Source organism: Nitrosomonas eutropha (genome assembly GCF_900116685.1).
Lineage (GTDB): Bacteria > Pseudomonadota > Gammaproteobacteria > Burkholderiales > Nitrosomonadaceae > Nitrosomonas > Nitrosomonas eutropha_A.
This window is the reverse complement of sequence record NZ_FPBL01000005.1, coordinates 61,726-88,127: the sequence shown is the minus strand read 5'-3', so window position 1 is coordinate 88,127 and position 26,402 is coordinate 61,726. Positions and strand designations below refer to the sequence as shown.

The window sequence follows — 26,402 nt, the reverse complement described above, 5'->3', positions numbered from 1 at the left end:
GTGAAGGTATGAATCAGATTACTCAGTATCTTTGGGAAACACATATTCCCGGCGGGTGTCACTGGTCGGGAATTGTACGTCGAGGAACCACGTTGCGCTTGACAGACGCGGCAGGAGGTGCCAATGCCGCTGTTCTGTTTTACAACCTGGAAGAAAAACTGGAGCGTTACAACATGGCAGATACGCTTAAAACACAGCATACATTCCACTTAACCAAAGGCCATGCCTGCCATTCCGATATGGGACGGGTTTTTTGTTGCATCACTGAAGATACTGCAGGCTGGAATGATACAGTCTGCGGTCTGAGTGATGCTGAGCTGATACACCAGAAATTCGGCCTTGGCCGATATCAGGAACTGCGTAACGACATGTATCGCAGCGGACTTGACGGCATGCTGGTTGAGCTGGGAAAGTGGGGGCTGGGCAGGCGTGACGTAGTACCCAACATCAACTTTTTCAGCAAGGTAACTGCCGGCCCGTCTGGAGAATTGCAATTTCATGTCAATCACAGCAAAGCAAGAGACTATGTGGATCTGGTCTTTGTAATGGACACACTGGTCGTGTTATCTGCAGCCCCGCATCCGCTTGATCCGGCAGAAACCTATCACCCTGGCGCGATTGATCTGGCAGTATTCCCATCGCCATCCGCCGCAGAAAATGCATGCACCCACATTGCGGAGAATGCACGCGCACTGGAAAACACTCGACGTCTTTATGCTTATGGAGGTGAAAAATGAGCACAGAAAACCTGGTTAAAAGCACATTGAATCCCGATCTTGCAGTCGTCAACGAAATCTGTGCTGCAGGCGAGCCGTGGGTCAAGGAAATAAAAAAAGGGCAAACATTCCGCATCGTTGATCTTGAAGGCAATCAGGCGGTCGATACGCTTTTTTACAACGCACAGGATGCAATGGAACGTTACAGTGCATCCGATACCATACGCCGGCAACATAGTCTGTACCTGACAACCGGCAGCAAGCTATATTCCAATTTTGGTAATGTCATGCTCACCATTACAGCGGATACCTGTGGACGACATGATACGGTGGGCGGCGCCTGCGCGGCTGAAAGCAATACCACTCGCTATGCGCCGGATAAATACCCAATGCACAGCTGTCGGGATAGTTTTCTGCACGCCCTGGCGCATGATCCGGTGTGTGAACGACTCGGTATGAGCAAACGCGATATCCCCGCCAACATCAATTTCTTTATGAATGTTCCAGTGACTGAAGAAGGTAATCTGGAGTTTGCCGATGGCGTATCAGCACCTGGAAAATATGTGGAAATGCGCGCCGAAATGGATGTGGTGGTATTGATTTCAAATTGCCCGCAGCTAAATAATCCGTGTAATGCCTACAACCCCACCCCTATCCGTCTGCTGATCTGGCCAAGAATGTAACAACAGCTGAACCTTGCCCTTGAACCAGACATTACCGAGCATGGAGAACAGAATGTCCGATAAAACGTTAAGTACGAGTAAAGCAGCCAAACCTGTTATTGAAGTAGTCACACCGGGAATACAAACCACGATACAGGACTATCCCGGAAGGCGAGGTTACTGGAATATCGGTGTACCACCTTCCGGGCCGATGGATAGTCTGGCATTCAGGCTCGCTAATCGCCTGGTGGGAAATGAAGAAGGACAGGCTGCTATTGAAATCACTTTTGCGGGGCCGACTCTGCGCATTCATTGCGACAGTGTTATCGCAGTGACGGGCGCACCCGTCGAAGTAACATTGAACGGAAAGCCATTAGCGCAATGGAAATCGCACGAGGTAGAAGCAGGGACATTACTCGTTTTTGGTGATGTGCTGGATCAGGGCAGTCGGGTTTACCTGGCAATACGGGGTGGCATTGACGTCCCGGATTATCTCGGCAGTAAATCCACCTTCATGCTGGGCCAGTTTGGCGGACATGAGGGTCGTATCCTGCAGGCAGGCGATATGTTGAATATCGCAGCAGACCCCCATGCAGAGTATGTTCCGCATGAACTGCCGCAAGCAGCTGTACCGCAATATACCCACCACTGGAAAATCGCAGTGCTGTATGGCCCGCATGGCGCGCCAGATTTCTTTACAGAAAAAAGCGTCACGGGTTTCTTTACTGCTGAATGGGTGGTACATCATAACTCCGATCGTACCGGCGTGCGCCTGATTGGCCCGAAACCAGAATGGGCAAGGACAGATGGTGGAGAGGCTGGACTGCATCCCTCCAATGTGCACGATGTTCCCTATTCAATTGGCGCGGTGGATTTTACCGGAGATCTGCCGGTTATCCTTGGACCGGATGGTCCCAGCCTGGGGGGGTTTGTCTGTCTGGTAACGGTTGCATATGCTGAGCAGTGGAAAATGGGACAGCTCCGACCCGGTGATTACATTACCTTCCATCGTATTTCAGCGGATGAGGCAACAGCACTGGAAATGGCACAAGACAACCTTATCAGCGAGTTACGCCCGGTTGAAATGCCTCCGGTATTGGTCAAAACAAAAACAACAATAGCAGTTGATACTCCGATTTTGCACACTATTCCTGAAAGTGGCGAGCAAGTGCAGGTTGTGTACCGGCAGGGGGGAGACAAAAATCTGCTGGTAGAATATGGCTCAATGACGCTTGATTTCAACCTGCGTTTTCGTATTCATGCGCTCATGGAATGGTTACAGCAGGCTGTGGAGGGCGGTGACCTGCCGGGAATCGTGGATTTAACCCCCGGTATCCGCTCACTGCATATCCGCTTTGATTCCAGGATATTGCCACGCAGCAGATTGCTGGATACACTGATTTTCGCAGAGAAAAAACTGCCTTCCGTTGAGAATATGGAAGTAGCAACACGAATCGTGCATCTGCCGCTCTCCTGGAACGATTCATCCGTTCAGCTGGCGATGAAGAAATACATGCAATCTGTGCGTAAGGATGCACCATGGAATCCGGATAATATAGAATTTATACGACGAATCAATGGATTGGACAGTATTGATGACGTCAAACGTATTGTTTTTGATGCCAGCTATCTGGTGATGGGACTGGGGGATGTCTATCTGGGTGCGCCACTAGGCACGCCTGTCGATCCGAGACATCGCCTGGTCACCACTAAATACAACCCGGCACGTACCTGGACGCCAGAGAATGCAGTAGGGATTGGCGGCGCTTACATGTGTGTCTATGGCATGGAAAGTCCGGGTGGTTATCAATTGGTTGGCCGTACGGTACAGATGTGGAACAGCCATGTTCAGACAAAAGATTTTAAAGAGGGCAAACCCTGGCTGCTGCGTTTCTTTGATCAGGTGCGCTTCTACCCCGTGACAGAGGCAGAGCTGGCCGAAATGCGCAGAGATTTTCCGAATGGAAGATTTAGCCTGCGCATTGAAGAAGATCGTTTCAATCTAAAGCAATACAACAACTTCCTGAAAGAACATGCCACATCGATTGATGCCTTCAAAATAAAGCAGAAAGCTGCCTACATAGCCGAGCGTGAGCGCTGGAAAGCGGAAGGTCAGGAAAATTACACGACCAGTGAAACTCCGGAAAACAACTTGGTGCCTGATAATATCGCTGTCCCTGCAGGAACCTGTGCAGTCAACACACACTTAACCGGGATTGTGTGGAAATTGCTGGTGAGCGAAGGACGGCACGTGAGTGCGGGGGATGACCTGGCTGTATTGGAATCAATGAAAATGGAATTCACAATCAAAGCACCTGTCAGCGGTGTAGTACAACAGATATTCGGTAAAGCAGGAAGTAAAGTCTTCGCCAGGCAGGTATTATTCCTGATCAAAGAAGGAGTAAAGAATATCACTCATTGAGCTTCCGTTCTGGTTACGTCATGATTAATTTTCAGCATAAGCAAAATTCCTCAAAGACATAACCTGTCCGGGTAATAAAAAGCCGGATTTTTGACCTGTGGGCGGATACGGTCACACGATCCGTCCCAGAGGCATCTGCCATCTTTAACTCTGCGTTGTGCCGTATCAGTAGAATCCACCGCATATTTTGTCCTCTTTATCCCAATCCTGACTCTGCTCCATAAACGCCTTCATCTGCAAATCTGATCTGCGTTAGCTTCTGCCAGCTTTAGTTGCATCACATAACATCAGAGCGGAGCAAATTTCCAGGTTGTTCATAAAAATCAGGTCACTGCAGCGCATATATCATCAATCATTCTACGGCTGCAATTTAAACGAGTGAAGCTTCCGTACCAGGCAGAGATTTGGAGTTGCCCGAATAATTTGTCGGTTTTTCTTACATAGTGCTCAAGATGGTAAAGGTCATTCCATTGTTACTTATTTTAAATCAGATAGATACTATTAGTGGCATATAAATTGCTTGATTAATGTATCAGGTGTTAATTCCTCACTATTGTTGCGATAGCAGCAAAGGAAAATCTAGGCACCTCATCAGAACGCTACCAGGTTATTTCAGTGTTGCTGTGGTACCTGTCGAAGCCGACAGGTTGCCGGTAAATACCGGACGGGTCAGCAGCAGGGCATTAAAAATGCTTTATCGATATTTATTGTATTTTTTATGGAAATTCTGAAATGAAGAAAACAATTACCAGAATAGTCTGTGCCGGAATATTTCTGGCTGCTGCACTGGCCCTCGGACAAAAAATGTTTATGGAGAATCAAATCACTGCTAGCAATCAGGCTGACGCTCGCGCCGACCTCACTGGCAGTACTATCGCTGATGACTATAGCAGAAACAGGTTGAGTTCCAATAATGATGTGGAAATAGCCGATATTGGTGACAGCATAAGCAACTCTGCTGTTGAAAGTGACACTATTGCCTTTACTGGTGAAGATTCTGCCCATGAGAATGAAGATGACTTTATCGGCAATGATTATGTCAATAATATTTATTATGCCGGAGACAGTGAGAAAGCTACGGGTAGTTCCGGCCGCAACAGTAATAACTCCAACCATGCCAGTTCAGGCGCAAGTGTGGGCATCGGAGCAGGTACTGGTCGCAGAGCAGCGGATTCACCTCCAGGAAATGGTGGCAGCTTTTTTCCAGGTGGAGGAGGAAGTAGTATAGGTGGAGGTACTGCTCCCCACACTGGGAAAGATGGAAAAAATATGGACAGCAATGACAATACCGGCAAAGAATACCCTGGTAACGCTCCTGGCACGAGTGCCGGTGCCAATCCGCATCAGGACAATATTGCAGATAAAAACAATTCTGACCCAGGTAGCGCACCCAATGGTGGTGACCGTAATAACAGGGACAATCCACCGCCAAATACAAGGGATTCTGATCCAGGCCAAAATGATAAGGATAATTCAGAAAAAAGTGATGGGCCTAGTGACAACGATCACGATGACAAGCCGATCGGTTCCAGCTCGCCAGATACCCAGCCACACCCTCCCATTACAGGAAATGATAATCCGAGTTACCCCAACACAGGCACATCTGGAGAAGCTGGCGGAACTGCAACTAGCGCCATCCCCGAGCCTGGTAGCATTTTACTGATCGGGCTGGGCAGTATGCTATTGCTATGGGCGCGCCGCCGCAGTACCTGAAACTGATTTAACTGTACCAATATTCAAATACCAGCAGATATGCATCAGACATATCTGCCGGGTCAATGACACAAATCTGCTTGAAAGATATGTCATACTCCTTCTTTACCTTACTCTGTTTCGGAGGAGTATTTTTTCGTGGCCAGCTATGAATTCCTGATCGGCTTACGCTATACACGCGCCAAGCGCCGCAATCATTTTATTTCCTTCATTTCATTAATTTCATTACTGGGGATGACACTGGGCATGACGGCACTGATCACCGTCATGTCGGTCATGAATGGCTTTCATCAGGAGGTGCGTGCCCGAATTCTTGGCGTTGCATCACACGCCCAGATTAGCAGTTATGAAGGGAGTCTGTACGATTGGGAAAAAATCGGGGAAGTCGTCGTCAGGAATCCACAGGTTATGGCGACGGCACCTTACATTGATGCACAGGGCATGCTTTCCCACGACAATATGGTGCACGGGGTAATGGTACGCGGTATTTTACCAGCTGATGAAAACAAGGTTGCTGACTTTGGCGACAAAATGATCATGGGCAAGCTAGATCAACTGGTGCCAGGAGGGTTTGGCATCGTTATTGGTCGGGAGCTGGCACGCAACTTAAACGCTTTTCCAGGTGACAAAATCGTACTGATCTCGCCACAGGGACAAATCACACCAGCTGGAATACTCCCACGCCTGAAACAGTTTACTGTCACAGGCATTTTTGAAGTTGGACACTTTGAATACGATTCCGGGCTGGCATTGATTCACCTGTCAGATGCACAAAAACTTTACCGCATGGCACCCAATCAGGTTTCCGGCATCCGGCTCAAATTGCACGATATGTTTGACGCACCACAAGTCATCCGGGACCTAGCCGAGATATTGCCCTCCGATCTCTATTTCACTGACTGGACACAACAACATGCCAACTATTTCCGGGCTATCCAGATTGAAAAACGCATGCTATCGCTGATTCTTGCGTTGATCATCGCGGTGGCGGCATTCAATATTGTTTCCACGCTGGTGATGGCAGTGACCGATAAACAATCGGATATCGCGATCTTGCGTACACTGGGAGCAAGCTCTGGCAGTGTCATGAAAATATTCATCATCCAGGGCGCACTGATCGGTATTCTGGGAACCTTGCTGGGATTACTGGGAGGTGTGCTGCTGGCCTATAACGTGGGGGATGTTGTTGCATTCATCGAACATATATCCAGTACCCAGTTTTTATCACAGGAAGTCTATTACATCAGCAAGATTCCTTCTGATCCACAATTGGCCGATATCGCAACCGTTGCAATCGTTTCCCTGATTTTAACCCTGCTGGCCACGCTCTATCCCAGCTACCGGGCATCAAAAGTCAATCCGGCCGAGGCACTGCGCTATGAGTAAAATCATCATCGTTTGTCGCGACCTGTATAAAAGTTACTATCAGGGTGATCTTGAAGTACCTGTTCTGCACGGTATTAATCTACAAGTGAATGAAGGCGAAATGGTTGCCATTGTTGGTGCTTCCGGCTCGGGAAAGAGTACCTTGCTACATTTGCTGGGCGGGCTGGATAAGCCAACGCGCGGGGAGGTACTCTTACTGGGCAGGGAATTTGCCGCGATCAGCGAAGCAGAACGAAGCACACTGCGCAACCATGCACTTGGTTTCGTTTACCAATTTCATCATCTGCTACCCGAATTCAGCGCTCAGGAAAATGTAGCCATGCCGCTGTTCATCCGCCGCGTGGACAAAAAAGCAGCAATGGAGCAGGCAGCCGAGATACTGCAACGGGTGGGTCTGGGTCACCGGCTGACCCATACCCCGGGGGAATTGTCCGGAGGCGAACGCCAGCGGGCAGCTGTTGCACGTGCACTGGTTACCCGACCAGCCTGTGTACTGGCTGATGAACCAACTGGCAATCTCGATCGACACACAGCCGGGGCGGTATTTAATCTCATGCTGGAACTCAACCACGAAGCCAATGCAGGACTGGTGATCGTTACCCATGATACTCAGCTAGCCAGCCGGGCAGATCGAGTATTACATTTGGTGGATGGTGCGCTGCAATAGAATCTGCAGTAATTCTTACGTCAATCCTGTGTTTTCCTCGCCTTCTCGTCGAGTGAGCGCAAGTAGGCAAGCTTCTCGCTTATTCTGGCTTCCAGGCCATGAGCAGTAGGCCGGTAGAACTGAACGGCGGACATATTATCAGGGAAATAGTTTTCACCGGCAGCATAGGATTCCGGCTCATCGTGGGCATAGCGGTACTCACGCCCATAACCCAGCTCTTTCATTAATTTGGCAGGTGCATTACGCAAATGGATCGGAACAGGATGGGAGCTGTTCTCTTTTATGAAGCCCCTGGCCTGTTTATAAGCAATGTAGACAGCATTGCTTTTCGGCGCACAAGCCAGATAAAGCGCTGTTTCAGCCAATGCCAATTCACCTTCGGGGCTGCCCAGTCGCTCAAACACCTCACAGGCATTCAGTGCCAGCGTTAATGCACGCGGATCCGCCAGCCCGATATCTTCGGTAGCCGTGCGAACCAGTCTTCTGCCGATATAACGTGGATCAGCGCCGCCATCGAGCATGCGACACAGCCAGTACAGTGTGGCATCGGGAGAAGAGCCGCGAATAGATTTATGTAGCGCCGAAATTTGATCGTAAAATGCATCCCCCTCTTTATCGAACCGGCGTACATTGCGCGTAAGTACTCTGTTTAAGTAGGCAGCATTAATTTTTATAATTTTTTCAGCATCTGCAGCATTCTCTACCTGCTCCAGCATATTCAGCAGGCGGCGCGCATCACCATCTGCAAATTTAACCAATAATTCAACAGCATCCGGGTCAAACTGTAAATTAGAGATTGCGATCTTGCAGGCTCGCTCAAACAATTGATGCAATTCTGGGTCAGTCAATGCATTCAGTGTGTATACCTGGGCACGGGACAACAACGCGCCGTTGACTTCAAACGAAGGGTTTTCGGTGGTTGCACCAATAAACGTAATCAATCCCTGTTCCACATGGGGCAAAAAGGCATCCTGCTGGGCCTTGTTGAATCGGTGGACTTCATCCACAAACAACAATGTCGATCTGCCAGTATGCTGCAATGTAAACCGGGCATGCTCGATTGCTTCCCGAATATCCTTAACACCCGACAATACCGCAGAAATAGCAATGAACTCGGTATCAAATGCTCGTGCCATGAGTCGCGCCAGCGTGGTTTTACCACTGCCAGGCGGTCCCCAGAGAATCATAGAATGTGGTTTGCCGGATACAAAAGCAAGTCGCAGAGGCTTGCCGGGGCCCAACAGGTGAGGTTGCCCGATAACATCATCCAAGATCTGCGGGCGCAACCTTTCTGCCAGTGGAGCTATCGGATTATGTGCAGAACAAGAATCAGTCACTGATCACGTCCACCCCTTCAGGCGGTGTAAACTGGAATAAGTCAGGTGTGAGTACTGGATTTTGTTCTGTTCCGGAAAAAATTAACCATGTCACCTGATCAAAACTGTCGCGCAGAATCATTTCACGCAACATGCCTGTTTGTGAGAAACCCAGCCGGATCAGCTCAAATGCACTTTCCTGGTTTTTGGGAATTGCCTCCAGCCATTCTGTTTCTCCCTGTACATCGATTTCCTGCAGATTGAAATCACGTTCGATAGTATTTCCGCCTGCGAGCAATGCTGCTGGGGTGCTCCCCAAGGCTTGATCAAGCCGATGCACGGTAACCTGGGCAAGATCTTGGTCATAAAACCACACCTGCTTACCGTCGCCGACGATCAATTGCTGATAGGGCTGGTCGTACACCCAGCGAAATTTACCGGGGCGCTCGAACATCATGCTGCCGCTGGCTTTTTTAACGACCTGGAAGTTTTTGTCGAGTAGCGTCTGGGAAAAATCAGCTCGGAAGGTCAGTGCTTTATTGACGAAAGTTTTCAGGCTTTCAACGGCACTTGCCTTTGCTGGCACGGGTAACAGACAGATTGATAATGCGAAAACGAACAGTAAACGGGACATGATAAATTATCTGTTTGAGTTGATTGATCGGAAACGAAACTGTATGAACCGGATTTTATTTATTCATTCCGCTCGGGAACCAGTACTTCCCGGTTACCATTACTTTGCATGCTGGTAACGAGACCGGTACGCTCCATTTCTTCAATCAACCGGGCGGCACGGTTATACCCGATACGCAACTGCCGTTGCACCAGTGAAATCGAGGCACGACGGGATTTGATCACGATACCGACTGCTTCATCATAGAGCGGATCCGTTTCTCCACCAGCAGATTTGCCGTTATCGCCGCCATTTTCATCAGCGCCTCCTCCCTCCTCACCAGCCTGAAGAATTTCCTTAACGTAGTTTGCTTCACCATGCTGTTTAAGGTATTCCACCACCTTGTGCACTTCATGATCTGCCACAAATGCACCATGTACACGCTGAGGATAGCCGCTGCCAGGTGGAAGATAAAGCATGTCACCTTGTCCAAGCAGCGCTTCCGCGCCCATTTGATCAAGAATGGTCCGGGAATCAATCTTACTGGAAACCTGGAATGCGATACGTGTCGGGATATTGGCCTTGATCAAGCCGGTAATCACATCCACCGACGGGCGTTGTGTTGCAAGCAGCAGATGGATGCCGGCAGCGCGTGCTTTCTGGGCAAGCCGTGCAATCAGTTTTTCGACTTTCTTGCCCACAATCATCATCAGATCAGCAAGCTCATCAATCACCACTACGATCAAAGGCATTTCTTCCAGCAGTTCGGGAGAATCGGGTACTGAACTGAGTGGATTGGTCAGCGGCTCCTCATTCTTTGCCGCTTCTCGCACTTTCTGGTTGTAACCGGCTAGGTTTCGCACGCCCAGAGCCGACATCAACTTGTAGCGTCGCTCCATTTCAGCTACGCACCAGTTGAGCGCACTGGCAGCATCACGCATATCGGTAACTACTGGAGTCAATAGATGCGGAATACCTTCATAGACGGATAATTCCAGCATTTTCGGGTCAATCAGAATCAGGCGGATATTATCCGGTGAGGCTTTATAGACCAAACTCAGAATGACGGCGTTGATTGCGACAGATTTACCGGAACCGGTCGTGCCAGCCACCAGGGCATGTGGCATTTTAGCCAGATCAGACACCACGGGGCGTCCACTGATATCCTTGCCAAGCGCGATTGTCAGAGGCGACGAGTTATCTGCATAGACTTTGGATGCAAGAATCTCATGCAGACGAACCATCTGGCGTTTCGGATTGGGAATTTCCAGTCCCATGACGGTTTTACCCGGAATTGTTTCCACGACACGAATACTGGCGACCGTCAAGGCACGTGCCAGATCCCTAACCAGATTGACAATCTGATTACCTTTGACGCCAACGGCCGGTTCGATTTCATAACGTGTAATGACCGGGCCGGGGTAGGCAGCTACCACCTTGACTTCAACCCCAAACTCCATCAGCCTGCGTTCAATTAGGCGAGAGGTGTGCTCCAGTTTGTCACTGGATAATACTTCAACGTTATCCTGCGGCTCATCCAGTAAATAAAGCGGAGGGAGAATCGCATCAGGTGAATTGGAAAACAACGGGATCTGTTTTTCCTTGCTGCTGACCCGTTGAGATTTAGGAATAGCGGTTTCAGGCATTTCAATATGCAGCGGAACGGGGGGGGGAGATTGCTTTCTGATCTCGCCAGTTTGAAACTCCAGCTCACCGGATAAAATCTTATCAGCCCGGTGATCCAACCACCTTACACATGCATCCCTGACAGAAAAACAGGCAGCCTCGACTGCACCACCGATTTTTTCGGACAGGCGCACCCATGACAGTCCGGAAAACAAACTGAGCCCGATTGCAAAAATAATCATCAGAACCAGTGTCGCGCCGGTAAAACCGAGCAATAACGATAGTTGTTTGCTGAGCACTTCTCCCAGCAGGCCACCGGGAGCCAGCGGAAGTGATAGGCGCAACGTATGAAAACGTAGTGCCTCAATTCCACTGCTGGTGATCAGCAAAGTGATAAATCCTGTAAAGGATAGCATGAGCACACGCGGATCATATACGCTGGCAATATCAATGCGGCGATAACCCCACCAGACAGTGGCGAAGAAAAATATTACCCACCACCATGCTGAAATGCCGAAAAAATAAAGCATCATGTCTGCCAGCCATGCACCTGCACTACCTCCTGCATTGCTGATCTGCTGGAATGTACCGCTATGCGACCAGCCTGAATCGGTACGATCAAAGCTGATCAGAATCAGGGCGAGGTAAAGTGCGACTCCACCCAGCACCAGAGAAACTGCTTCACGTAACAATCGGCTGGTTCTAGGTGGCAAAGGATTGCTGGCGACTTTTTTCGCCATTGGTTTATCCACAAAACTCATGTGTACGTCATCTTTAACTTCAAAATTCAGACCGGTTCACAAAACCAGCTGTGTTTTTATGTGCCGCAGAAAAAATGGTGCCGCTATGAGAACGATTTTCTGAATGTTTTAACAGCGGCACCAATATGGATAATTGTGGGTGGTTTTATGATTTTTCTGTATACCATCTGCTCCTGGGGATTGAATCAAGATTTATTCAATTCCGAATACAAAAAATCAATTTTTGGTAGCTTTGAGCAATTCAATAATGGCGGGAAGTTTGGCAATATCCAACACAGTTTTATCAGTGGCAGTTTTAAGTTGCGTATCCGCCCCTTTTTCCAGCAGCAATTTGACTATGTCGATATTTTCATTCAATACGGCCGACATCAGTGCAGTCATTCCATCCTTGTTTTGAAAATCGATATGAGCACCTTTTTCCAACAGTGCCTCGACAACCTGATTTTGATCATTCTGCGCCGCCAGGATCAGCGCGGTAAAGTCGTTGGAAGCTTTCAGATCCGGTTGCGCCCCCTGATCCAGCAATTTTTGGACAATTGCCAAATGACCGGATAATGAAGCCAGAATCAATGCGGAGGCACCATTAGCGTCTTGCAGATCAACTTTTGCACCTTTTGCCAGCAGCATGTCAACGATGTCTGCATGATCATTCATGGCCGCCATCTGTAATGCCGTAGCCTGGGCATCACTTTGCAGATCCGGTTGAGCCTGGTGATCAAGCAGGGATTTGGCGATACCGGTATAGCCTTTGGCAGCTGCGAACATAAGAGGAGTGAGCTTGTTCTTATCCTGAAGATTGGGATTGGCTCCTTTTGTCAACAGCATATCGACGACCTCCTGATGGCCATTCTTACTGGCCAGCAGCAAAGGTGTTCCGCCCTGGATATTGGCCAGGTCAACCGCAGCCTTTCGTTCCAGCAGTAGCTTGACGACCTCCTGATGGCCATTCTGTGCCGCAACTGATAATGCAGTAAAACCCTCGGGAGATTGCAGATCTGTTTTGATGCCTTCGCTCAGCATTTTCTCCACACCTGCGACATCTCCCGTCAAAGCCGCCTTGAGAAAATCTGCGTCCTTGTCAGTATCAGCATATGCATGCGGGATTGGCAGGAGAAGGAATAAAGCTGCAATGCCTGCCAGGCAAGATTGTTTCAATACGGCAGAAAATAACATGTTTTCCGTTGATTTCATTTGAATATTGGCGTTTTTATAAAGAAATAGGCTTTGTTGATAAATAAGTAGAGGCCGCTTTTCAGAGAGCGGTTGCTCAATAGGTTCTCGCTTTGGGCGGGAAGGATTCAACGGTCAGCGGCTTTAGTCGCACCGGTTTATAGTCCAGATGTTTGTCCTTGCTGAAAAAAAGAGAGTGTTTGAGCCATTTCTGGTCATCCCGCTCAGGAAAATCATCACGCGCATGCGCTCCCCGACTTTCATGGCGCGCTTCCGCTGAAATCATGGTAGCTACCGCTACTTCAATCAAGTTATCCAGCTCAAATGCCTCCACTCTGGCTGTATTGAACACTCTGCTTTTGTCCTGAATTTCAGTGTATTTAACCCGTTCGGCGATTTCGTTAATTTTTTCCACACCTTCTTTCAATATGTCAGGAAAGCGGAAGACACCGCAATGTGTCTGCATGGTTTTACGCAGTGCCGCATTCGTTGCCGCAACACTTTCTCCATCCTTCTGAGTTTCCAGACGTGAAAGCCGTGTCAATGTCTGTTCTGCTGCATCCTGTGGCAATGGTTTGTGATGGTTATTTTTGGTCAGATCTTCAATAATCTGATTACCGGCAGCGCGTCCAAACACGACAATATCCAGCAACGAATTTGTACCCAGCCGGTTTGCACCATGCACTGACACACAGGCGCATTCGCCGACGGCATAAAGCCCCGGTACGACTTCCTCCGGACTGGTTTTATAGGGAGCGACCACCTGGCCATGGTAATTAGTGGGAATACCCCCCATCATGTAATGTGCAGTCGGGACAACCGGAATGGGTGCCTCAACAGGATCGATATGCGCAAACCTGAGTGAGATTTCCCGGATGCCGGGAAGTTTAGATTGAATGGTTTCTGCACCCAGATGGTCCAGCTTCAACAGCAAGTGATCACCGTCCGGCCCGCATCCTCTCCCTTGCATAATTTCTGTAACCAACGCACGAGACACGACATCCCGACTGGCCAGATCCTTGGCATGGGGCGCATAACGCTCCATAAAACGTTCACCCTCAGCATTCAGCAGATAACCACCTTCTCCGCGCACTGCTTCACTGATCAGCATGCCTGCACCGTACACACCTGTTGGGTGAAATTGCCAGAATTCCATGTCTTCCAGTGGAATACCTGCACGCGCAGCCATTCCCAAACCATCACCCGTATTAATGAGCGCATTGGTGCTGGCCTCAAAAATGCGACAAGCTCCTCCCGTGGCCAGTAGCGTTGCACGAGCCTGCAAGATCATGATTTCACCGGTTTCCATTTCCAGTGCCGTGATTCCCAGTACTTTACCTTCGTGATCGCGGATCAGGTCCAGTCCCAGCCATTCCACGAAAAACTGGGTATTGGAGCTGACATTACGCTGATACAGAGTATGCAGCATGGCATGGCCAGTACGATCAGCGACTGCACAGGAACGGCTAGCCTGCTCTTCCCCAAAATGCAGGGATTGCCCGCCAAACGGTCGTTGATAGATTTTGCCGTTCGCCAATCTGTCAAATGGCATCCCGAAATGTTCCAGCTCATATACGACTTCAGAAGCGTGGCGACACATAAATTCAATCGCATCCTGATCACCGAGGTAATCTGAGCCCTTGACGGTATCATACATGTGCCACCGCCAGTCATCTTCAGTTATATTGCCCAATGCTGCGGCAATCCCTCCTTGTGCTGCCACGGTATGTGACCGGGTCGGGAAAACCTTGGATAAAACCGCAACCTTGAATCCAGCTTCGGACAACTGCAATGCGGCACGCATACCTGCTCCACCTGCGCCGACGATGACCACATCAAATTTCCTTTGTTTAACTTTCACGTCAGTCCCACAAAATATCCAAGAACCATATCAGGTAGCCCAATAATGCCACGATACACATGACTTGCAGTGTCAGACGAATAAACATCGGGTGAACATAATCCATCAAGACATTGCGCACGCCCACCCAAGCATGCCAGCATAGACCAGCAAAACAAAGCAATGAAGCAATTTTTACCCACTGAATGGAAAATAGTGATTTGAATCCTTCGTAACCTTCAGGTCGGTAAACAGCCACAAGCACAATCAACGATCCAGTATAGACTGCCATCATTACAGCGGTAATTCGCTGCATAAGCCAGTCTCTTAAACCGTAATGTGCCCCGGTTATAATACGATTTACAGGTTTTACCATAACCATATCCCCGCCAATACTGTTAAAATTGCCCCAAAAATCAGTACCAGTTTGCTACTCAGGCGAGCGTGCTGTAATTGCAAGCCGTAATGCATATCAAGCCCCAGATGACGAATACCAGTAAGCAGATGATGCAGGAAAAACCAGGTTGCAAACAGCAGAAGCAGCTTACTCAGCGGATGAATCAGAATTGATTGCAAGCGGGCAAAACTCTCGGGTGATTCCAACATCATTTGCAGCCCGTAGAGAAATAACGGGATTCCCGGAAAAAAAAGCAATACGCCGCTAATGCGATGCAGAATGGAAACGATGGCGGGGAGAGGTTCTCTGATTTTAAACAGGTTCAGATACTTGGGGCGTCGTCTCGCCGGATATTGAGTTTCCATAAATAACCAATCGGACCAGATAAATTTATCGGTGGGTGGATAACCCCAGCAGCTACTCAAGTTTTCTAGTTTAATCCGTTCCATGCCGGCAGACAACTTAACCTGTCAGCTGGAAATTTACCTTTGCCAGAGCTGGTGTGCGCATTGTTTCGATATATCAATTACGTTAAAATAGCCTCCCATGACTAAATTTGTCTTTGTGACTGGTGGCGTGGTGTCTTCCCTGGGTAAGGGAATTGCTGCCGCTTCTCTGGCAGCATTGCTTGAAACCCGTGGTATCCGGGTAACCATACTCAAGCTGGATCCTTATATCAATGTTGATCCCGGGACCATGAATCCGTTTCAGCACGGAGAGGTGTTTGTAACAGATGATGGTGCTGAAACCGACTTGGATCTGGGACATTACGAACGCTTCATCAGTACCAAAATGACCCGGCGTAATAATTTCACTACCGGGCAGATTTATGAAAGTGTAATCCGCAAGGAGCGTCGAGGAGATTATCTTGGTGGGACTGTACAGGTGATTCCGCACATTACGGATGAAATCAAACTGTTTATTCGCAACGGTGTTTCCGATGCACAAGTTGCAATTGTAGAAATTGGCGGCACAGTTGGTGACATTGAGTCTCTGCCGTTTCTGGAAGCAATCCGACAAATGTCAGTCCAACTTCCGCATCATGATACCTGCTTCATTCACCTGACACTCCTGCCTTACATCAGCTCGGCCGGCGAACTTAAAACCAAACCTACTCAGCACTCGGTCAAGGAACTCCGGGAAATCGGTATTCAGCCGGATGTGCTGCTTTGCCGCTCCGATCGCCCGCTTCCACTGGAAGAGCGGCGAAAAATCGCACTGTTTACCAATGTTCGCGAGGAATCGGTCATTTCTGCCATTGACGTAGATAATATCTACAAAATTCCAGCGCTATTGCACGAACAAATGCTGGATGAAATTGTGTGTCATAGGCTGGGTATCCTGGCAAAACCGGCCAATCTGACAACCTGGAAAAAATTGATCCATGCGCTGGAACATCCGGAACATGAAGTTTCTATAGCGCTAGTCGGAAAATATGTTGATTTGACCGAATCGTATAAGTCGCTGTCGGAAGCATTGATCCATGCCGGGATCCATACACGCTGCAAAATAAATATTCATTACATTGATTCGGAAAATATCGAACGACATGGAACTGGCTGCCTGGCAAACATGGATGCAATCCTGGTGCCTGGGGGATTTGGTAAACGTGGGGTGGAAGGTAAAATCATGGCAATCAGCCATGCCCGCAATCATCAAATTCCTTATCTGGGCATTTGCCTCGGAATGCAGCTTGCGGTTATCGAATTTGCCCGCAATTGCCTGCAGCTTGAAAATGCTCATAGCACTGAATTCAACCCGGATACACCCTATCCCGTTCTTGGTTTGATCACTGAATGGCGTGATCGTCGCGGGCGAATCGAGAAACGTTCTGCCCAGACGGATCTGGGGGGAACCATGCGCCTGGGAGGGCAGGAATGTTTGTTAAAACCACAAACCCTGGTACGCAAAATCTACGGGGCGGATAAAATTATTGAGCGTCACCGGCATCGCTATGAGGTTAATGCGGAATTTATTCCGCAACTGGAACGAGCTGGTCTGCAGATAAGCGGCCTATCTGCTGATGAAAATCTTTGTGAGATGATTGAGTTACCACAATCCAGGCACCCTTGGTTTGTTGCCTGCCAGTTCCATCCGGAGTTCACTTCCACTCCCAGAAACGGCCATCCTCTATTTAACGACTATGTTCGGGCTGCCATCAGTTTTGCCGATAAATCTGGCCATACAAAACTTCGTGACCATAACATACAGGAAAGTGCCACAACAGACAGCACACATTGATTCATCAAAGGAAATGGCTTCATGAACATTTTATTCTGATAAACCCTTTTATCTTAAACAGATAAGTAACAATAACCCATCAACCTTATTCCTCAATTAAATGAAATAGCCTGTTTCTGACAGCAAGCAAGATAAGTAAAATAAACGCGATTATGCTGTCGTTTTGTGAGAGTTCGAAAAATTATGAAGTACGCGTAATGACGACACTCCCGGAACATATAGCAGCAAGGTAGTTTGCATATTCTAAAAATTCTTCCATCACCAATGAATAACACAAGGAAAGCAGCATGAGTGCAATCGTAGATGTAATCGCCCGTGAAATTATCGATTCTCGTGGCAACCCGACTATAGAGGCCGATGTATTGCTAGAATCGGGTGTGCTCGGGCGTGCTTCAGTACCCTCCGGCGCATCTGTCGGGACACGAGAGGCTGTCGAGCTGCGTGATGGTGATACACAACGCTATTATGGAAAAGGTGTATTAAAAGCGGTTGAAAACGTTAACGGTGAAATTTCTGAAGAAGTCATGGGGCTGGACGCCATGGAACAATGTTTTGTTGATAAAACGCTAATTGAGCTTGATGGCAGTGAAAATAAATCCAGACTTGGCGCCAATGCAATCCTTGCTGTTTCACTCGCAGTAGCAAAAGCAGCAGCAGCAGAATCCAACCTTCCCCTTTATCGCTATCTGGGCGGGATTAACTCTAAGTGGTTGCCTGTTCCAATGATGAATCTGATTAATGGTGGTGTACACGCAAATAATCGCTTGGATATGCAGGAATTCATGATTATACCGCTGGGTTTGCCAAGCCTGCGGGAAGCTGTGCGTTGTGGTGCAGAGGTATTCAGCAAACTCAGAACGTTGCTCCATAAAAAAAACTTACCAACGACAGTTGGTGATGAGGGTGGATTTGCACCTGGTTTTGCACACAATGAAGAAGCATTGGGTTTGATTGTGCAGGCCATAGACGAAGCAGGTTATCAGCCTGGCTCAGAGGTGGCAATCGGAGTGGATTGTGCCAGCTCAGAATTTTTTCGGGATGGCAAATATCATCTTGATGTAGATGGCCTCAGTCTTACTTCAGCTCAATTCGTGGATTATCTGGCGACCTGGGTCGAAAAATATCCGATCATCAGCATTGAAGATGGCATGAGTGAGCAAGATTGGGATGGCTGGAAACTGCTGACTGAAAGACTTGGGCAAACGGTTCAGCTAGTCGGTGATGACATATTTGTCACCAATACAAAAATTTTGAAGAAAGGTATCAATCATAATATCGCCAACTCGATCCTGATCAAGATCAATCAGATTGGTACACTTACTGAAACGCTGAATGCCATCGAAATGGCAAAGTGTGCAGGCTATACTGCCATAGTTTCCCATCGTTCCGGTGAAACAGAGGATACAACGATTGCTGATATAGCAGTAGGCACTAATGCCTTACAGATCAAAACAGGTTCACTTTCGAGATCGGATCGACTGGCCAAGTACAACCAGTTGTTACGTATTGAGGAGGATTTAGGTGATATCGCACAATATGCTGGAAGATCAGCGTTTTACCAGTTGAAACCATGAAAGTCACAACCGGACTATTGGTTTTTATGATTGCGTTGACGCAATACCCATTATGGTTCGGCAAGGGCGGCTGGTTGGAGATTATGGAAATGCATGAACAAATCACTGCATTGCATGAAACCAACCAGAGCCTTCAGAATAGAAACACGGTGTTGGAAGCAGAAGTTAATAATTTAAAAAAAGGGCTTGATGCAATCGAAGAGCTTGCAAGAAGTGAGCTAGGAATGATTCGCAAAAATGAACTGTTTTTTCATGTAGTGGAGTACGAGAACAAGTAAACATCTCGTCATAATTAACTTGGTATTTATTGCAGTAAAACAGCACGAAGGTGAAGATTCATGATCTTCAAATGGGTAATTCTAATTACGCTTGGTTTTTTAGTTTTCTGGTTACTCAAGCCATTCCGACGAAAACAAAAACACTCAGTGGATACGACCCCGGGAGCAATCGAAGATATGGTGCGTTGTATGTATTGCGGCGTACACCTTCCGGAGAGCGAAGGTGTCGTTGGAGATGGTCAGCATTTTTGTTGTGTGGAGCACCGTCAATTATATTTACAATCCAAATCTTGTCATAAGTAGAAAAAGACAGGGGAACTCATGATCTGAACCAGCAACGGCTGCAGACTATATCTAATAGATTAATAATATTTTTTGATAGATGTATAGTGACCCGCTAGTGCGGGCAACAACTAGAAATACTGCCCCCGGCTAATGATATTTAGCCGGTACGGTAGGTTATCTTAAACAGAAAAAACTCGCAGCTAGACAATCCGGCAGGAAAAATACTTTGCTGCTTTTCCCTGATATTACTTCTGTAAGTATCTTCCATATTTCTGATTGAATTTCTCAACCCTGCCTGCTGTATCTACGATTTTCTGTTTACCTGTGTAAAACGGGTGACAGGCCGAACAAACCTCAATATGCAAAGGTCTGCTCAAAACAGATCTCGTCTCGAACTCACTGCCACAGCTGCATGTTACGATTATTTCATGGTACTCTGGGTGGATGCCTGCTTTCATTTGATATCCTTATTTTATCTTGTAAGAGCTAAATAAAAAGGCAGCTATTATCACTTAAGATAAGTATGGCTGCAACTAGCAGCGTTAACTGAAACAAAAACCTCGCCGCAAGCATCAGGGTATTAAATTTTTTTCAAATTTAATTGGTCAACGCGATATTACACACGCCGCATGGAGTCAAAAAAATCAGCGTTGTTTTTTGTGGCTTTAATTTTATCCAGCAGGAATGACATTGCATCCATCTCGTCCATCGGGTAAAGCAATTTGCGCAGAATCCATATTTTTTGCAGAATTTCCGAGGATATCAGCAGTTCCTCTCGACGAGTCCCTGAACGATTCACATTGATGGCAGGGTAAATACGCTTTTCTGCCATGCGACGATCAAGATGGATTTCCATGTTACCGGTTCCTTTGAACTCTTCATAGATCACATCATCCATACGTGAACCGGTATCCACCAGCGCAGTGGCGATAATGGTAAGTGACCCCCCTTCTTCAATATTACGTGCAGCACCAAAGAATCGTTTGGGGCGTTGTAATGCGTTTGCATCCACCCCACCAGTCAGTACTTTGCCAGATGCGGGTACGATCATATTATATGCACGTGCAAGACGGGTAATTGAATCAAGCAGGATGACGACATCTTTCTTGTGCTCAACCAGTCGTTTAGCCTTTTCAATCACCATATCCGCTACCTGGACATGACGAGCAGCCGATTCATCAAAAGTTGATGATATGACTTCTCCCCTCACAGAACGTACCATTTCCGTAACTTCCTCAGGACGCTCGTCAATCAAGAGCACCATTAATACTACATCCGGATAATTGGCTGCAATAGAATGTGCGATGTGCTGAAGCATCACAGTTTTACCTGATTTTGGACTGGCCACCAATAGCCCGCGCTGACCTTTCCCGATTGGCGCAATTAAATCAATAATCCGACCTGTAATATTTTCCTCGGATTTATTATCGCGCTCCAACGTCAGGCGCTCAGTTGGAAAAAGTGGTGTCAGATTTTCAAACAGTATTTTGCGCTTGGAGTTTTCAGGTGGCTCATTATTGACCTTATCTATCTTGACCAGTGCAAAATAACGCTCTCCTTCTTTCGGGGGCCTTATTTCACCATCGACTGAATCCCCTGTATGTAAATTAAAACGACGGATCTGACTGGGGGAGATGTAAATATCGTCAGGCCCGGCAAGGTAGGATGTGTCTGGAGAGCGTAAAAACCCGAAGCCATCCTGCAGGATCTCCAATGTGCCCTCTCCGAATATGCTCTCACCCTTACGCGCCTGATTTTTCAGGAGAGCAAAAACGAGATCTTGCTTGCGCATTCGGTTGGCACCCTCAATATCATTCGTGATAGCCATTTTTACCAACTCTGAAACATGAATGCTCTTTAAATCAGATAAACGCATGAAAGTGACTCTTGAAGATCAAAAAAAGTGCGGGTGGATGGAGGGAATATTCAGAGCGTGCTATGAGATGTATGAAATTATTGCCGACTTACTCAATGCCGGATGATAAAAATCACAATTTATAAAGCCCGCACACGCTCTCATGAAACGGAGTCAGCCGAGCGTAAAGATTGCACGTAACTCATTCGGCCTGTATCAGTACTTGAAATCTGGTTTTACAGATGGCCATCAACAAACGTTGTCAACTGCGATTTTGATAAGGCCCCAACCTTTGTGGCCTCAATATTCCCGTTCTTGAACAGCATCAAGGTCGGAATTCCACGAATACCATACTTCTGTGGAGTTGCTTGATTTTCATCAATATTAAGTTTAGCTACTTTAAGGCGACCATTATATTCGTTTGCAATCTCATCCAGGATGGGTGCAATCATTCTGCATGGTCCGCACCATTCAGCCCAATAATCGACAAGCACCGGGAGGGGGCATTGCAATACCTCTGCCTCAAAAGTTGCATCTGTAACATAATGGATGTGTTGGCTCATGAAGTCCTCTTTTAAAGTTTGCTGGATCAAAGTGAACGCTGATGGCAGTCGCAGTCTATTGCAATTGACCAATTAACTGAACTCGAATCATAGTGTCCCAAACAGCCATTAAAGACAACATGAATTCGAAAATGATTCTATATTTGTATACTACAGAAAGAACGGGCAGGTGATAAGTAAACGATGTAGTGTTTTTGTTACTGTTTTTTAAACATGTAGCTTTTACTGCAACCGTAAGGCAACACTAAAAGATCTGAATATTTTTATATTATACTTACAATAACAGTCAAATCAATAAATTTGTCAACATTTCTGAATTTTATGCGAGCATTTCAGCACAGGACAATCCCGGGAATTACCGACACAAACAGACTTTGAATCTGTAATAAGCCCAATAATATCGCAAGCCTGTAAATCGTACCTTTATTCGTTATGCTTGTGCACTTGATTAATCAATATGAAAACCTGATTTCAAGCCGACAACTTTCTATGAAATACTTCGCTTTAGCCGATCAGGACAAATACTTCGAACCAATTCTCGGCATTCTGAAACATCTATCAGGATTTTTTTACAAATGAACTACGATTTCTGCTCAATCCATCCGGCATTCCTGATCTTCCTGGTTAAAAATCTATTCAGGCTGATGAATTCCAGTTATTTTCCTGATCGCCTGTTTTTATTGATACCAATAATTCTGATTACTTATTCTGCATCTTGTTGGGCCGCACAACCAACTCCCATTTCGCGCCCAGAAGTCAGAAATTTTATAACGTATATGGTGGATCAGCACCAATATGAAATGAACGAATTGGAAAGAGTTTTTTCTCAGGCAGATTTTCGGCCCGATATTCTCAAACTGATCTCTACTCCGGCCTCAGCAATTACTTGGGATGAATACCGGAAACGATTCGTCAACATGCAGCGTATTAGGGGCGGAATTAATTTCTGGAACAAGTATGCCAGCGAATTAGAACAGGCAAGAAAAATCTATGGAGTTCCTGAGGAAATCATCGTCGCGATTATCGGTATTGAGACTGCTTATGGTTCATCAACCGGCACCTACCGCATCATAGATACATTGACAACACTGGCTTTCGATTTTCCCAGAAGAGCAGACTATTTTCGTGAAGAGCTGGAGCAGTATTTATTGCTGGCAAGGGAGCAAAAATTTAGTTTACTGGACATCAAAGGCTCTTATGCCGGGGCAATTGGCATCCCTCAATTTATGCCCGGAAGCTACAGGCGCTACGCGGTTGATTTTAATCATGACGGGAAAATTGATTTATCCGGGAGCGCTGCCGATGCGATTGGCAGTGTAGGCAATTATCTGAAGGAATACGGATGGGAAGCAGGCAAGCCGATTGCTGTTCGTGCGCGGATCAGATCAGAAAATTTTCAGAAGTTTCTGGATGCGGGCATAGAACCGTTGCATTCAGTTAAAAAATTACGCGAAGCTGGCATCATCCCACTTGATTCAGTCACAGACAATACCCTGTCAGCCTTACTGGAATTGAACAACCAAGGTAACCGCCAATTCTGGCTGGGACTCAGAAATTTTTATGTGATCACACGCTACAACCGCAGCATTTTTTACGCTATGTCTGTTTTTGAGCTAGCTAGAGCAATTCGCGTTGCCAGATCTTCATAACCAGCAGGTTGATAACCATCACATAGATTCTTAGAGACTTAGTACCTCAAATAACAGCCTCACTAATGACGATTAATCGTCCTGTAAACGCACGGCAAGCACATCACATTTTGCATGATAAAGCACCTTGTTAGCAGTGGAGCCCAATAACAATGCGAGCCCGTGTCTTCCACGCGAACCAACCACGATCAGATCAATCTTTTCCTGTTCGGCAATACGAATAATTTCCTGTCTGGGTTCCCCCCAAATCAGCCAGCGGTAACCAGGATTGATTTCCAGCTCATCACCTATTTCATTCAATTTCTGTTTCTCTGCCTCCAGCATTGCATAAGATATTTTGGTATCTAATGGAATCACGGTGCCGTAAGGCGTATCAGGCATAGGAATATTATCTAGAACATGAATAAGACTGAGCTTTGCTCCAGTTTGCAGCGCCAGACTCCGGGCTTTCTGTGCAACCTGGCTGTCCTGTGGTGAAAAATCTACGGCAAGTAAAATATGTTGGTAAACGGACATGATTTTCCTGACAAGTTAATAAAACAAAGTTAAGAATTATCGTCTTTGCAGATAAATCGAAAGAAAATCAGCGATATGCTCTTCGTAACTTTCGCCTGCATAGGTATGCATATTATAGTGACCCGCACCCTCGACAATCCAAAGCTCCTTGGGAGGCAGCGCTGCGTCATACAGCCTTCTTGCCTCAAATTGGGTTGTATGTTTGTCAAGCGTTCCTGTGATGAACAACACGGGAACGGCGAGGTTACCAATTCGTTCGACGGGATTTAAGTTATCCACTGGCAGCTCAAGCAGAAAGGAAAAATAAGGAAGCAACAGAAATTGAAGGTTTTCCCCAAATTTACCCAAATGCAATCTAAGCCGATTTGCAACTGCTTCCGCAAAAGTGGGGTGTAATGATTCTAGAATCATGGCATCGAGTTTTAGAGGGGGATCAGCCAATACAATAGCTGCTGCACCAAGTGTCGCGCCAATGGCGCTGATGCGATCATGCGGAAAAATATCCCGGAGGTAGGTTACTGCAGCAGCAACATCTGCTGACTCACGCGCACCGAAGGTGATGCGATCCCCCGGCGTCTCGCCGTGTGCCTGCAGATCGATCATGAGTATATGGTAGCCCAGGCTATTGAGAAATATCGCACGACCAAGCATTTCAAGCCGATTGCTGCGCATAGAGTGTACAAGCAAAACGGCACCATGCCTGTTTATCCCACGTGCCAGCCAGCCGTGTACAGCATAATCATTATTCACAGGGATCTGGATCGCTTCCACCGGAAAATCTGGTAGCAAGGTCTCCACGGCAGTAGGTGCTGATCCAGTCACAATCTCGCCCAGCATGATAATTACAGCAATAACAATCATCAATACCGAGACAAGCTGGATTAATATCCAGCGAACTATCTGATGGCGCATTTCGAGCTGCAGTGGTTAAAAATTAGAATGATGATAAAAATTGATATGTCACCTGAAAAAACACGGCAAACTTTATACAAATAATATTTATGTCAAACTATTGAAATCGCTATGTATCCCTATGTGTCAGGAAATGGTCTCGGTCAAGTGATTCCATTTCTTCGCTTAAAGTGATCGAGAAACTTGCCCTAACTCGAGTTAGAAATATTTTCTATTTTCTCGCTAAAGTTTAACTTCAGATAGCCGATTCAGGTAAGTGGATTCATCAGCGCTTTTCGTTATCTATCAATTTAAAGAGATCAAGCAAAGATGCCAAGGTTTTGTCATTCCCAAGACAAACAATTACTAACTGTATTAATTCTGATATCCGTGGGATCGGGGCTGGGAGGGTGTGCATCTCATTCGCAGCAAAAACCTTTTGTATCAAGACAATCTATTGATCTTAAATCTGCAAATGCAGAAAAAACAGAGAAAATAGAAATTATTCCGATCCCGGAAAAATTACCCTGTCACCGATTGTATCAGGATGAAATTGTTTTTTTGAAACAGACGCTTGCAGAAAGAAACGAGCTCATCAGGAATCTAAGCGCCCGCGAGCTGGATCAGGCGCAGGCTTTGCAGGAAACAGCCAGTGAAATCAGTCGTGCCAAGAACAAGCTGCACAGACTGGCGACACAACCAGAAACTGCCTCAAAAATAGCTGAAGTGGAGGTGGCCATGGCTGTACTTAAACAAACCGGGTTAAGTGAAGCTGATGTCGCTTTCCAATTCCTGGCACAGCGCTTGCTGGATGCGGCGATGGGAGCCTATAAACAAAAAGATTACAGCAACGCAATGAATCACGCAGCCCAATCTGGTGAATTTATTGATGCTATAACTAGTTCGACAAGAAGAAATCTGGAGTCACAAGATGCTGCATTACCTTTTCGCGCTCCAATTCTCTTGCTTGTCGTCCAGGCTGGCAGTCTGCGAGCAGATCCAGACAGCCACTCCAAGGTGATCGGCCTGCTGAAAAAAAACACACCTTTAACCGCCACTGCCTACCACGGTAACTGGCTTCATGTACAAACTAAAGATAATCTGTCCGGCTGGATTCGGAGTCTATCAGTGGATATACAGATCAATGATCGGAATTTTGAAAAATAGATATCTCTCCAAATACAGATTTTTTATTTGAACAGTACCACTCTGGATAATAGATGATGAGAGCCTCGAATCGGTGACTTTGCTTTAGTAATTC

General features: G+C 46.9%; 24 protein-coding genes. 12 read left to right on the top strand and 12 right to left on the bottom strand.

Translation table 11 applies throughout. The features are described from left to right. The first annotated feature begins 8 nt into the window (after window positions 1-8). The 6 genes from BM331_RS07110 (at window position 9) to lolD (ending at window position 7,566) form a co-directional block, all read left to right on the top strand. The gene (locus tag BM331_RS07110) at window positions 9-737 is read left to right on the top strand and encodes an urea amidolyase associated protein UAAP1 (RefSeq protein WP_074928393.1); all 729 of its coding nucleotides are present in this window, start codon (window positions 9-11) and stop codon (window positions 735-737) included. Continuing rightward, on the top strand, window positions 734-1,399 hold the full coding sequence (locus BM331_RS07105; RefSeq protein WP_074928391.1) for an urea amidolyase associated protein UAAP2: 666 nt from the start codon (window positions 734-736) through the stop codon (window positions 1,397-1,399). The genes BM331_RS07110 and BM331_RS07105 overlap by 4 nt, the downstream gene beginning before the upstream one ends. Window positions 1,400-1,451: 52 nt before the next feature. After that, window positions 1,452-3,800: a 5-oxoprolinase/urea amidolyase family protein gene (locus BM331_RS07100; protein ID WP_074928389.1), complete on the top strand. Its 2,349-nt coding sequence runs from the start codon at window positions 1,452-1,454 to the stop codon at window positions 3,798-3,800. A gap of 732 nt (window positions 3,801-4,532) precedes the next feature. Then, window positions 4,533-5,513 carry a PEP-CTERM sorting domain-containing protein gene (locus BM331_RS07095; protein ID WP_074928387.1) on the top strand — a complete coding sequence of 327 codons (981 nt, stop codon included), beginning with the start codon at window positions 4,533-4,535 and terminating at the stop codon, window positions 5,511-5,513. A gap of 138 nt (window positions 5,514-5,651) precedes the next feature. After that, complete coding sequence (locus tag BM331_RS07090) at window positions 5,652-6,899, top strand: lipoprotein-releasing ABC transporter permease subunit (protein WP_074928385.1); 1,248 nt, start codon at window positions 5,652-5,654, stop codon at window positions 6,897-6,899. After that, window positions 6,892-7,566, top strand: coding sequence for a lipoprotein-releasing ABC transporter ATP-binding protein LolD (gene lolD / locus BM331_RS07085; RefSeq protein ID WP_074928383.1), 675 nt, complete (start codon window positions 6,892-6,894; stop codon window positions 7,564-7,566). Before BM331_RS07090 ends, lolD begins: the two co-directional genes overlap by 8 nt. 20 nt (window positions 7,567-7,586) lie before the next feature. On the opposite strand, the gene BM331_RS07080 is transcribed toward lolD, so the two are convergent. From BM331_RS07080 to sdhC, 7 genes are all read right to left on the bottom strand, one after another. After that, window positions 7,587-8,903: a replication-associated recombination protein A gene (locus BM331_RS07080; RefSeq protein ID WP_074928380.1), complete on the bottom strand. Its 1,317-nt coding sequence runs from the start codon at window positions 8,901-8,903 to the stop codon at window positions 7,587-7,589. Then, window positions 8,896-9,516 (bottom strand): outer membrane lipoprotein periplasmic chaperone LolA, encoded by a 621-nt coding sequence (gene lolA, locus BM331_RS07075; protein ID WP_074928379.1) that lies wholly within the window; start codon window positions 9,514-9,516, stop codon window positions 8,896-8,898. The genes BM331_RS07080 and lolA overlap by 8 nt, the downstream gene beginning before the upstream one ends. Before the next feature lie 59 nt (window positions 9,517-9,575). Continuing rightward, window positions 9,576-11,882 (bottom strand): DNA translocase FtsK, encoded by a 2,307-nt coding sequence (locus BM331_RS07070; protein WP_177217844.1) that lies wholly within the window; start codon window positions 11,880-11,882, stop codon window positions 9,576-9,578. Between the two features lie 216 nt (window positions 11,883-12,098). Then, window positions 12,099-13,073, bottom strand: coding sequence for an ankyrin repeat domain-containing protein (locus BM331_RS07065; RefSeq protein WP_074928376.1), 975 nt, complete (start codon window positions 13,071-13,073; stop codon window positions 12,099-12,101). Window positions 13,074-13,149: 76 nt separating this feature from the next. After that, window positions 13,150-14,913: a succinate dehydrogenase flavoprotein subunit gene (gene sdhA, locus BM331_RS07060; protein WP_074928375.1), complete on the bottom strand. Its 1,764-nt coding sequence runs from the start codon at window positions 14,911-14,913 to the stop codon at window positions 13,150-13,152. A 1-nt stretch (window position 14,914) separates the two neighbouring features. After that, window positions 14,915-15,268, bottom strand: coding sequence for a succinate dehydrogenase, hydrophobic membrane anchor protein (gene sdhD / locus BM331_RS07055; RefSeq protein WP_074928373.1), 354 nt, complete (start codon window positions 15,266-15,268; stop codon window positions 14,915-14,917). After that, on the bottom strand, window positions 15,262-15,654 hold the full coding sequence (gene sdhC / locus BM331_RS07050) for a succinate dehydrogenase, cytochrome b556 subunit (RefSeq protein WP_074928484.1): 393 nt from the start codon (window positions 15,652-15,654) through the stop codon (window positions 15,262-15,264). Before sdhC ends, sdhD begins: the two co-directional genes overlap by 7 nt. 181 nt (window positions 15,655-15,835) lie before the next feature. Here sdhC and BM331_RS07045 point away from each other — a divergent pair, with 181 nt between their 5' ends. From BM331_RS07045 to BM331_RS12195, 4 genes are all read left to right on the top strand, one after another. Further along, window positions 15,836-17,530: a CTP synthase gene (locus BM331_RS07045; RefSeq protein WP_074928372.1), complete on the top strand. Its 1,695-nt coding sequence runs from the start codon at window positions 15,836-15,838 to the stop codon at window positions 17,528-17,530. A gap of 287 nt (window positions 17,531-17,817) precedes the next feature. Then, complete coding sequence (gene eno, locus BM331_RS07040; protein WP_074928370.1) at window positions 17,818-19,104, top strand: phosphopyruvate hydratase; 1,287 nt, start codon at window positions 17,818-17,820, stop codon at window positions 19,102-19,104. Continuing rightward, window positions 19,101-19,382: a cell division protein FtsB gene (gene ftsB, locus BM331_RS07035; protein ID WP_074928368.1), complete on the top strand. Its 282-nt coding sequence runs from the start codon at window positions 19,101-19,103 to the stop codon at window positions 19,380-19,382. The genes eno and ftsB overlap by 4 nt, the downstream gene beginning before the upstream one ends. 60 nt (window positions 19,383-19,442) lie before the next feature. Then, window positions 19,443-19,685 (top strand): PP0621 family protein, encoded by a 243-nt coding sequence (locus BM331_RS12195; protein ID WP_074928366.1) that lies wholly within the window; start codon window positions 19,443-19,445, stop codon window positions 19,683-19,685. A 227-nt stretch (window positions 19,686-19,912) separates the two neighbouring features. Here BM331_RS12195 and rpmE read toward each other — a convergent pair whose 3' ends face one another. From rpmE to trxA, 3 genes are all read right to left on the bottom strand, one after another. Then, window positions 19,913-20,125: a 50S ribosomal protein L31 gene (rpmE, locus tag BM331_RS07025; protein WP_074928364.1), complete on the bottom strand. Its 213-nt coding sequence runs from the start codon at window positions 20,123-20,125 to the stop codon at window positions 19,913-19,915. Window positions 20,126-20,283: 158 nt separating this feature from the next. Continuing rightward, entirely contained in the window at window positions 20,284-21,543 is a 1,260-nt protein-coding gene (rho, locus tag BM331_RS07020) for a transcription termination factor Rho (RefSeq protein WP_074928362.1), read from the bottom strand. Window positions 21,544-21,758: 215 nt separating this feature from the next. Next, window positions 21,759-22,085 carry a thioredoxin TrxA gene (gene trxA / locus BM331_RS07015; protein ID WP_074928360.1) on the bottom strand — a complete coding sequence of 109 codons (327 nt, stop codon included), beginning with the start codon at window positions 22,083-22,085 and terminating at the stop codon, window positions 21,759-21,761. Window positions 22,086-22,660: 575 nt separating this feature from the next. On the opposite strand from trxA, the gene mltB reads away from it, so the two are divergent. Continuing rightward, window positions 22,661-23,734, top strand: a complete 1,074-nt coding sequence (mltB, locus tag BM331_RS07010) for a lytic murein transglycosylase B (protein ID WP_083414710.1) — start codon at window positions 22,661-22,663, stop codon at window positions 23,732-23,734. Between the two features lie 72 nt (window positions 23,735-23,806). Here mltB and BM331_RS07005 read toward each other — a convergent pair whose 3' ends face one another. Together BM331_RS07005 and BM331_RS07000 are read right to left on the bottom strand one after the other, a co-directional pair. Next, window positions 23,807-24,250, bottom strand: a complete 444-nt coding sequence (locus BM331_RS07005) for a universal stress protein (protein ID WP_074928358.1) — start codon at window positions 24,248-24,250, stop codon at window positions 23,807-23,809. Between the two features lie 36 nt (window positions 24,251-24,286). After that, complete coding sequence (locus BM331_RS07000) at window positions 24,287-25,162, bottom strand: alpha/beta hydrolase (protein WP_074928356.1); 876 nt, start codon at window positions 25,160-25,162, stop codon at window positions 24,287-24,289. A gap of 309 nt (window positions 25,163-25,471) precedes the next feature. On the opposite strand from BM331_RS07000, the gene BM331_RS06995 reads away from it, so the two are divergent. After that, window positions 25,472-26,308, top strand: a complete 837-nt coding sequence (locus BM331_RS06995; RefSeq protein ID WP_256214845.1) for an SH3 domain-containing protein — start codon at window positions 25,472-25,474, stop codon at window positions 26,306-26,308. Window positions 26,309-26,402: the final 94 nt, after the last annotated feature.

Coding starts and splice junctions, on each gene's coding strand:
- BM331_RS07110 (WP_074928393.1), top strand. CDS start 9: ATGAATCAGATTACTCAGTATCTTTGGGAAACACATATTCCCGGCGGG.
- BM331_RS07105 (WP_074928391.1), top strand. CDS start 734: ATGAGCACAGAAAACCTGGTTAAAAGCACATTGAATCCCGATCTTGCA.
- BM331_RS07100 (WP_074928389.1), top strand. CDS start 1,452: ATGTCCGATAAAACGTTAAGTACGAGTAAAGCAGCCAAACCTGTTATT.
- BM331_RS07095 (WP_074928387.1), top strand. CDS start 4,533: ATGAAGAAAACAATTACCAGAATAGTCTGTGCCGGAATATTTCTGGCT.
- lolD (WP_074928383.1), top strand. CDS start 6,892: ATGAGTAAAATCATCATCGTTTGTCGCGACCTGTATAAAAGTTACTAT.
- lolA (WP_074928379.1), bottom strand. CDS start 9,516: ATGTCCCGTTTACTGTTCGTTTTCGCATTATCAATCTGTCTGTTACCC.
- BM331_RS07070 (WP_177217844.1), bottom strand. CDS start 11,882: ATGAGTTTTGTGGATAAACCAATGGCGAAAAAAGTCGCCAGCAATCCT.
- BM331_RS07065 (WP_074928376.1), bottom strand. CDS start 13,073: ATGAAATCAACGGAAAACATGTTATTTTCTGCCGTATTGAAACAATCT.
- sdhD (WP_074928373.1), bottom strand. CDS start 15,268: ATGGTAAAACCTGTAAATCGTATTATAACCGGGGCACATTACGGTTTA.
- sdhC (WP_074928484.1), bottom strand. CDS start 15,654: ATGGAAACTCAATATCCGGCGAGACGACGCCCCAAGTATCTGAACCTG.
- BM331_RS07045 (WP_074928372.1), top strand. CDS start 15,836: ATGACTAAATTTGTCTTTGTGACTGGTGGCGTGGTGTCTTCCCTGGGT.
- eno (WP_074928370.1), top strand. CDS start 17,818: ATGAGTGCAATCGTAGATGTAATCGCCCGTGAAATTATCGATTCTCGT.
- ftsB (WP_074928368.1), top strand. CDS start 19,101: ATGAAAGTCACAACCGGACTATTGGTTTTTATGATTGCGTTGACGCAA.
- BM331_RS12195 (WP_074928366.1), top strand. CDS start 19,443: ATGATCTTCAAATGGGTAATTCTAATTACGCTTGGTTTTTTAGTTTTC.
- rpmE (WP_074928364.1), bottom strand. CDS start 20,125: ATGAAAGCAGGCATCCACCCAGAGTACCATGAAATAATCGTAACATGC.
- rho (WP_074928362.1), bottom strand. CDS start 21,543: ATGCGTTTATCTGATTTAAAGAGCATTCATGTTTCAGAGTTGGTAAAA.
- trxA (WP_074928360.1), bottom strand. CDS start 22,085: ATGAGCCAACACATCCATTATGTTACAGATGCAACTTTTGAGGCAGAG.
- mltB (WP_083414710.1), top strand. CDS start 22,661: ATGAACTACGATTTCTGCTCAATCCATCCGGCATTCCTGATCTTCCTG.
- BM331_RS07005 (WP_074928358.1), bottom strand. CDS start 24,250: ATGTCCGTTTACCAACATATTTTACTTGCCGTAGATTTTTCACCACAG.
- BM331_RS07000 (WP_074928356.1), bottom strand. CDS start 25,162: ATGCGCCATCAGATAGTTCGCTGGATATTAATCCAGCTTGTCTCGGTA.
- BM331_RS06995 (WP_256214845.1), top strand. CDS start 25,472: ATGCCAAGGTTTTGTCATTCCCAAGACAAACAATTACTAACTGTATTA.